Below are 3,394 nucleotides of genomic sequence, written 5' to 3' on the forward strand. Positions count from 1 at the left end.
ATCGTCAAACGCCCACACTTATCGACTGTTGATTTTTAAAGATCGCTGCTTGTTTCGACAAAGCGTTGTGTTTGTCAGCAGCACAGAAGCGAGATTATGCGGCGTTTCGTACAGCTCGTCAACCCCTCACTTCTTTTTCGCTTCGCTGCGCTGTGTGCGCTGCGTTGCGAGGGACAGAACTATAGCAATCCAGCCACACTTCCGCAAGTGCGGCGCGCGAAAAAAATTTGGCAGTTGCCTGCCGCCTTTCAACAACAAAGTAGCATGCGCATAACAACTGTTACCTGGATGGGCGCATAATTTTATGGAAGCACCTGCTGACAGGCACTACCATGAAAGTCCTAGCTTACTGTGCGTTGCTGACCGCCATCCCGGCGCTGGCAGAGGTGCCGGCCCCTATCACGGCCGTACACATCCTGGGCCAGGGGCAGGCGCGCCAGGTGCAGAACATCACGCGCGACGACCTGGCGGCAGCCCTGCCCGGCGCCAGTCCCCTGAAGACGCTGGAGAAACTGCCTGGCGTCAGCTTTCAAGCGGCCGACGCGTTTGGTTCCTACGAGTGGTCGACCCGGATTGGCATCCGCGGCTTCAGCCAGGGACAGCTTGGATTTACGCTGGACGGTGTTCCGCTTGGGAACATGAGCTATGGCAACAATAACGGCCTGCATATCAGCCGCGCCATCACGACGGAGAACCTGCGTCAGGTTGAACTGTCGCAAGGCACCGGCGCCGTGGGCACCGCCTCCTCCAGCAATCTGGGCGGGACGGTCCAGTTCTTCTCCGCCGATCCCGCAGGCCAGCCTGGCGTCAGCGCAGTCCAGGCGGCAGGCAGCCATCACACGCGCCGCACAATGCTGCGCTACGAAAGCGGCGATGGCTGGTACGCCAGCGCCGTCCGCCAGCATGCGGAAAAGTGGAAAGGCAGCGGCCCGCAAGACCTGCGGCAGTTCAATGCGAAGTATTTGAAGCGCAGCGGTCCGTTCGGCGTCCGCGCCTTCTACAATTTCGCCGAACGCGCTGAAACCGACTACCAGGACCTGTCCCTCGACATGCAGCGCCGCCTGGGCTGGATGTGGGATAACTACGCACCTGATTGGGAACGCGCTGTGTTGGCGGCACGCGGCATATTCAGCGGCGGCGTTAACAACCTCGATGACGGATACTTCGCGGCACGCGGCTTGCGGCGCGATCACCTGGCCTACGCAAGCCTTGGCTATGCGCCCGGGAACGGCAACTGGACTGGCAGCGCGACAGCCTACTACCATCGAAACCGCGGCCAGGGCCATTGGTACACGCCATACACGCCGACCTCGCCCAACGACCCGATCTCCATCCGCACGACCGAGTACGCCATCAACCGGCGCGGCGTACTGGCCGAAGCCAGCCGCGTAGCCGGCCGCCATACCATCCGGGGCGGTGTCTGGATCGAGCGCAATGTGCACGACCTGGCGCGCCGCTACTATGCCGCGACCGGCCCGGAGGATACCAACCGCTTCCTGGCCAATCCATTCCTCACGGCCTTTAACCAACGCTTCGATGTAGACACTGCGCAGTTCCATTTGCAGGACACCATGCGCTTCCTGGATGAACGCCTGCAGTTGGTGGCCGGCGTCAAGCACCCCAGCGTGACGATCGACGCGGCCAGCATGAATGCGGTGCGCGCTGCCGGAACACTGAAGTCGCGCAAGGCCCTGCTGCCGCAGGTGGGCCTGGTGTTCGACGTGAATCGCGAACTGGATCTATTTGCGTCGCTGGCAAAGAATATGCGCGCTTTCGAGCCCGGCGTGTACGGGCAATTCTCACAGAGCCAGGAAGCGTTCGATCTGGGCGCCGCCCGGCTGCGCCCCGAAACTTCAGTTACCGCGGACGCAGGCCTGCGCTACCAAAAGAGCGGCGTGGCCGCTTCGCTTGGCCTGTACGCGACCGGCTTCCGCAACCGCTTGCTCAGCGTAGCCACTTGCGCCGGCGTGGTGGGCTGCCCCAACACCGTGGTCAATGTTGGCCGCGTCTCGGCCCGTGGCGTGGAAGCCGCGCTGCATTGGACTCCGCAGCGGCACTGGAGCTGGTTCAATTCCCTGACGTTCAACGACGCCCGCTACCGCTCCGACTACCTGGATCAGGGCAGGCTGGTGGAGGTCGCCGGCAAGCGCGTGGTCGATTCACCGCGCCTGATGTGGCACACTGAAGCGGCGTATGATGATAAGAAGCGCTTCGCGAGGCTGACGGGAAAGTACACTTCCGCGCGCTACTACAGCTATACCAACGATGGCCGCGTCCCGTCTTTCGCTGTCTGGAACCTGGCTGGCGGCTACCGCTGGAATACATGGCAGGTACAGGTGCAGGTCGCGAATCTTTTTAATAAGCGCCACTTCGCCACGATCGGCTCCAACCAGTTTGTCGCCAGCGATCCGGGCGGCGCCTTCCCGACCCTGCTAACGGGTGCACCGCGCGAGGTCTTCGTCAGTATTGGCTTCAAGCTTTAAGAAGGGACGCTATGAAGCACGCATGGTTGGCAGGCATCCAGCTGGCAGGCGCCTTTGCCTTTGCCGGCAATGCACCCGCCGGCATAAGCCAAGTCGCCATTTGCGAAGACGAGAACGAATGGCCGCCCTATGTCTACCGCCAGCGTACAAGCGATGGCCGGCCGGGCAGGCTGACCGGTTATGCGGTCGATGTGGTCAATGAGATCTTTGCCCGGCATGGAATCCGCTCCACGCTGGAGCTGCTGCCGTGGCCGCGCTGCCAGGCCGTTGCCATCCTCGGCAAGCAGTACCAGATGGTGCTGAACCTCACTTACAACCCGGAGCGCATGCGTAACTTCCTGCTGACGCGCGCCTATTACTCGACGAATACCTATTACTACTACTCGCGGCGCCAGCACCCGAAAGGCCTGAAGATCATGTCCCCGGCGCACCTGCACAACCACCGCGTGTGCGGCATCCATGGCTATAACTACCTTAACTACGGCCTGGCGCCGAGCGAAGTGGACCAGGGGGCGCGCGACTTCACCTCTTTGATCGCCAAGCTGCACGCGGGGCGTTGTGCCCTCTTCCTGGAGAAGCATGAGGTGATGGCGGGCTTCAGCGTTATCGGCAAGGACTACCTGGGCGATCGCGAGCTGGCGGGCGAGCGCGTGCCGGGCATGCGGCCGACCCCGTTTTACATTGGTATCTCACGCAAGTATGAACACGCGCATGAGCTGCGCTCGCTGGTCGACGATGAACTGCTAAGGATGGAGGAGACTGGGCGATTGGCCGAGATTTGGCGCAAATATGCCAGGTAGGCGGGAACGGGACTGGAAAGCAAAAAGCCCGCTAACACACGTTAGCGGGCTTTTTAAATAAGAGCTTGACGATAACCTACTTTCACACTGGTTGCAGCACTATCATCGGCG

The 3,394-nt window shown here is 61.4% G+C and carries 2 protein-coding genes; both read left to right on the plus strand.

Annotated elements, in window-relative coordinates:
* Positions 1-332: 332 nt before the first annotated feature.
* Entirely contained in the window at positions 333-2,483 is a 2,151-nt protein-coding gene (locus ACE3TQ_RS26735; protein ID WP_374586774.1) for a TonB-dependent receptor, read from the plus strand.
* A gap of 11 nt (positions 2,484-2,494) precedes the next feature.
* Positions 2,495-3,283, plus strand: coding sequence for a substrate-binding periplasmic protein (locus ACE3TQ_RS26740; RefSeq protein WP_374586776.1), 789 nt, complete (start codon positions 2,495-2,497; stop codon positions 3,281-3,283).
* Positions 3,284-3,394 lie beyond the last annotated feature (111 nt).

The sequence above is a fragment of the Pseudoduganella sp. genome (assembly GCF_041914865.1).
In the GTDB taxonomy this organism is placed as follows: Bacteria; Pseudomonadota; Gammaproteobacteria; order Burkholderiales; family Burkholderiaceae_D; genus Rugamonas.